Here is a 4,770-nt window from a genome sequence, read left to right on the forward strand (position 1 = left end):
TGCTGAACGGCAACTACGTCGACAAGTACGGCACCGGCGGCGACACGCGCCTGTTCACCGGCTCCGGCGCGCACTCGATCAACGGCACCAAATCCACCCCGTCCCTGTCCGGCGACCTGTTCGGCGACTGGCGCGAGGAGATCATCCTGCCCCGTGACGACAACGCCGCGCTGCGCATCTACGCCACCCCGGTTCAGACCGACCGGCGGATCTACACGCTGATGCACGACGCCCAGTACCGCGTCGCCGTCGCCTGGCAGAACACCGCCTACAACCAGCCGCCGCACCCCAGCTTCTTCCTGGGCAACGGCATGAGCACCCCGCCGCAGCCCAACATCTACGTCCGCTGACCCGCCAGCGGTCTGGCGGCCCGCATCCATCGGGCCGCCAGGCCGTGACCCGTGCCGATGGCGAGTTGTCCTCAGCCGAGAGAGCCTCGCTGGCCACCTGGCGGATTGTTAACGCTAACAAACAGAGGTATCCGTGCAAGGACCGAACGACCGCTGTCGAAAGGACTCCGACATGTCCCGTGCTAGTTATCGGGTCTTACTTGCCGCGGTGACGGCGCTGTGCACGGCGCTGTTCGTCGGCGACGCGCAGCCGGTGTCCGCCGCACCGGGCCTTCCGTACGCCAATCCGATCAAGTCTCAGAAGGGGGCCGATCCCTGGCTCGAGTACTACAACGGCAACTACTACCTGATCACGACCACGTTCACCAACAAGCTGCTGATGCGCAAGTCGCCGACGCTGGCCGGGCTCGCCACCGCGCCGAGCGTGCAGGTCTGGGAGGACAGCACGTCATCGCGCGGGACGAACTTCTGGGCCCCCGAGATCCACTTCATCAACAACCGGTGGTACCTGTACTACTCCGGTGCCCAGGTCGGCGCCCCTTGCTGTGACACCCAGCGCACCCACGTGCTGGAGAGCGCCGGCACGGACCCCATGGGCCCGTACACGTACAAGAACAGGCTCGCCGGCTCGAACCTCACCCCGGGCGGCTGGCTCATCGACGCCAGCGTGCTGCGGCTCAACGGCTCGCTCTACCTGCTCGGCAGCGGCTTCGTCAACGGTAGTGCGCAGAGCCTGGTGATCGCGCCGATGAGCGGCCCGTACACGCTCGCCAGCAGCACGTTCAGCATCATCTCGCAGCCGACCAACTCGTGGGAGCGGTCCGGTTCGCCGGTCAACGAGGCACCGGTGGCGCTGCAGCGCAACGGCCAGACCTTCGTCGTCTTCTCGGCGAGCTCGTGCCAGACCGCCGACTACAAGCTGGGCATGCTCACCTACAACGGTGGCGACCCGCTGTCCGCCTCGTCCTGGACCAAGGCGGCCAACCCGATCTTCCAGCGCAACGACGCCAACAGGGTCTACGGGCCCGGACACAACGGCTTCTTCACCTCCCCGGACGGCACTGAGAACTGGATCGTCTACCACGCGAACTCAGCCTCCAACGGCGGCTGCGGCAACGGGCGGACCACCCGGGCGCAGAAGTTCACCTGGAACGCGAACGGGACGCCAAACCTCGGCACTCCGGTGGCGGCCGGCGTGACGCTGGCCGGCCCGGCCGGCGAGACCGCGGCCACGCCGTCGACGTACCGGATCGTCAACCGCAACAGCGGCAAATGCCTGGACGTGTCCGGCGCCTCCAGCGCCGACGGTGCGGACGTCATCCAGTGGAGCTGCAACGGCGGCACCAACCAACAGTGGCGCATCGAGGATCTGGGCAACGACACCAGCCGACTGGTCAACGTCCGTAGCGGCAAGGTGCTCGACGTCAACGCCTGCGGCTCGGCCGACGGCACCAACATTCAGCAGTGGTCGTGGCTGAACAACAACTGCCAGAAGTTCCGCATGATCGTAACCGATCAGGACGGCTGGGTGCGGCTGGTCAACGTCAGCAGCGGCAAGGTTGTCGACGTGGCCGGCTGCGGCACTGCCGACGGAGCCGACGTACGCCAGTGGAGCTGGCTGAACAACAACTGCCAGCAGTGGCAGCTGCAGCCCGTCTAAGGGAGGAGTTATCGATGCGTAGACGTACTTTCCTCGCGCTCCCCGCTCTGGGCGCGGCGGCAAGCCTGATGGACGGATCCACAGCGTTGGCGTCACCGGCGGTGACGTACACCAACCCGCTGATCGCGCAGCGGGCCGACCCGCACATCGTCCGGCACACCGACGGCTACTACTACCTCACCGCCACGGTGCCGGAGTACGACCGGATCATCCTGCGCCGGGCGACGACGCTGCAGGGGCTGGCCGGCGCGAGCGAGTCGGTGATCTGGCGCAAGCACGCCAGCGGTGACATGGGTGCCCACATCTGGGCGCCGGAGATCCACTTCATCAACGGCAAGTGGTACATCTACTTCGCCGCGGGCCGCAGCAACGACGTCTGGCGGATCCGGATGTGGGTGCTGGAGAACAGCAGCGCCGACCCGTTCACCGGCACGTGGCTCGAGAAGGGGCGCATCGTCACCCACCTGGACACGTTCTCGCTGGACGCGACCACGTTCACGCACAACGGCACCCGCTACCTGTCCTGGGCGCAGCAGGACCCGGCGATCGGCGGCAACACCAACCTGTACCTGGCGCCGATGAGCAACCCATGGACGATCTCCGGGACTCCGGCACGGCTGAGCGTCCCGACGCTGTCGTGGGAGACGGTCGGCTACAAGGTCAACGAAGGCCCGTCGGTGCTCATCCGCAACGGCAAGGTGTTCATGACCTACTCGGCCAGCGCCACGGACAGCAACTACTGCATGGGGATGCTGACCGCGTCGGCGTCCAGCAACCTGATGAACCCGGCGTCGTGGAGCAAGAAGCAGCAGCCGGTGTTCAGGTCCAACGCCGCGACGAGCCAGTACGGCCCGGGCCACAACTCGTTCACGGTCTCCGAGGACGGGCAGAGCGACATCCTGGTTTACCACGACCGCAACTACAGGGATATCAGCGGCGATCCGCTGAACGACCCGAACCGGCGCACCCGAATCCAGAAGCTGTACTGGAACGCCGACGGCACCCCGAACTTCGGCATCCCGGTGCCGGACGGCGCGACGCCGTACCGGTTCAGGTCGTACAACTTCCCAGACCGGTTCATCCGCCAGGTCTCGTTCCGCGGGCGGATCGACGCGGACATGACGAACCTGGCCGAGTCGCAGTTCCGCATCGTCACCGGGCTGGCCGGGAGCGGCACAGTGTCGCTGGAGTCGACCAGCAACCCCGGCTACTACCTGCGGAACCGAAACTACGAGATCTGGCTGGACAGAAACGACGGCACGACGGGGTTCGGGAACAGCGCGAGCTTCACCCGGCGGGCAGGCCAGTCCGACTCGGCCGCGGTGAGCTTCGAGTCGGTGAGCGCCCCGGGCCGCTACCTCCGCCACTACGACTACGTGCTCTACGTGCAGCAGTTGAGCACCGCCACCGACCGCGCGGACGCCACCTTCTCCCTGGAGTAGCCGGTGCACGCCAGCTCGACGGCCGACGGTCCCGCAGGCCATCAAGTGGCCCTGCGGGACCACCGGCACGAACCAGCAATGGACACGCGCGGCAGCGTGATGTGCATGCATCCTCGCGGGAGAAGTGCATGCGGCTGCACCGCATGCACTTCTCCCGCCGGGTTCTAGGGCGTCGTGACGTCGAGGTGGTCGATGTTGGGCAGGCCGCTGGCCGTCGTGGGCTTGAACCTGATGGTGTTGCCGCCCGCGTTTAGCGTGACGGTCAAGGTCTTGGTGACCCACGTGGTCCACGCGCCGGTGCCCTCGAACGACGGGGTCTGCGCCGTCGAGCCGTTGACGATCAGCGAGGCCGGCCGCGCGGTCGCGACACCGTTGGCGAACCGGACCCGCAGCGTCGCGGTGCCCGCCGTGCTCGCGTTGACCGTGCTGAGCGTAGGCCCTCACCGCGTTGGTGCCGTTGCAGAAGCCGGTACCTGAGTAGCCCGACCAGTTGGAGTCGATGGTGCCAGTGCACACCGCCGGCGAAGCTTCCGCCTCGTAGCGGGTGGCCGCCCCAGGACCGCCGATGGCGCTCATAGTGGCGCTGATGATTCCTGCTTGGTCACCGCGTTGGTGCTTCGATTGAACAGCCCAAAACCGTATTGACCGTTGACGCCATTGTCCAGTAAATAGTGGCTGCTCCGTACTTCTTGGCGGTGGCCACCATGGTGCGCGCGAAGTCCGCACGGTACCTGTTGTTCGACGAATCAAAGGATGACTTGTCGATCGAGCCGTATTCACCGACGACTACCGGGTATCCTCTGACGACGAAACTGTCGTACGTCTTCTTCAGCTGCGGATCCATGTAATCCTCCTGTCCCCAGGTTCATCGAGCTTGTGAGTTTTGCGCAATGCACGGCATGGAGGGGGTGGTTGGCCGGAGTGGCAGGCGCGGGATCGGGCCGACGATCGCGGCGAAAGCCAACACCGAATACGTGCTGTTCTTAGCAAGGCTTGCCTGCTTAGGTCTCATCTAGTCGAAGCGCTTCGACGGCATTTCGACAGCAGGGGAAATGCTGCGATAGGCACACTTTAGAAGTCGGGAAATCTCATTGCAACAAGCGGCGATCGCGCCGCCAAGCTGCTCGAGCCGTTGACGGATGATCACACGGGTGGGCTCGGCGTGTCGAGTGGTTGGCGGCTCCGCCCCAGGGCGGCTTAGCCCCAGCGTTGCAGTAGCCGGTCGTACTCGGCCTGGGTGATCGGCAGGACGGTGCCGTGGCGCGGCCGGCCGGGCATGGCGTAGCCGGAGACGGGTGACCATTGCCGGGTGTTCAGG

The 4,770-nt window shown here is 65.9% G+C and carries 5 protein-coding genes; 3 read left to right on the forward strand and 2 right to left on the reverse strand.

All coding sequences use genetic code 11. The features are described from left to right. From E1294_RS51045 to E1294_RS51055, 3 genes are all read left to right on the forward strand, one after another. Positions 1–350, forward strand: a 350-nt coding sequence (locus tag E1294_RS51045; RefSeq protein ID WP_484213993.1) for a rhamnogalacturonan lyase family protein, incomplete at its 5' end; no start/stop codon positions are given. Positions 351–522: 172 nt separating this feature from the next. Continuing rightward, positions 523–2,010: a family 43 glycosylhydrolase gene (locus tag E1294_RS51050; RefSeq protein WP_132520309.1), complete on the forward strand. Its 1,488-nt coding sequence runs from the start codon at positions 523–525 to the stop codon at positions 2,008–2,010. 14 nt (positions 2,011–2,024) lie between these two features. Beyond that, positions 2,025–3,452, forward strand: a complete 1,428-nt coding sequence (locus E1294_RS51055; RefSeq protein ID WP_132520312.1) for a family 43 glycosylhydrolase — start codon at positions 2,025–2,027, stop codon at positions 3,450–3,452. A gap of 164 nt (positions 3,453–3,616) precedes the next feature. On the opposite strand, the gene E1294_RS56960 is transcribed toward E1294_RS51055, so the two are convergent. Both E1294_RS56960 and E1294_RS53945 read right to left on the reverse strand, forming a co-directional pair. Next, positions 3,617–3,844 (reverse strand): carbohydrate-binding protein, encoded by a 228-nt coding sequence (locus E1294_RS56960; RefSeq protein ID WP_246083874.1) that lies wholly within the window; start codon positions 3,842–3,844, stop codon positions 3,617–3,619. A 209-nt stretch (positions 3,845–4,053) separates the two neighbouring features. Further along, positions 4,054–4,296, reverse strand: coding sequence for a cellulase family glycosylhydrolase (locus E1294_RS53945; protein ID WP_165977968.1), 243 nt, complete (start codon positions 4,294–4,296; stop codon positions 4,054–4,056). Positions 4,297–4,770 lie beyond the last annotated feature (474 nt).

The organism is Nonomuraea diastatica (assembly GCF_004349015.1).
GTDB lineage: Bacteria > Actinomycetota > Actinomycetes > Streptosporangiales > Streptosporangiaceae > Nonomuraea > Nonomuraea diastatica.

What these genes read in the sequence shown, in the direction of transcription:
- E1294_RS51055 (WP_132520312.1), top strand. Translation starts at nt 2,025, where the DNA reads ATGCGTAGACGTACTTTCCTCGCGCTCCCCGCTCTGGGCGCGGCGGCA.
- E1294_RS53945 (WP_165977968.1), bottom strand. Translation starts at nt 4,296, where the DNA reads ATGGATCCGCAGCTGAAGAAGACGTACGACAGTTTCGTCGTCAGAGGA.
- E1294_RS51050 (WP_132520309.1), top strand. Translation starts at nt 523, where the DNA reads ATGTCCCGTGCTAGTTATCGGGTCTTACTTGCCGCGGTGACGGCGCTG.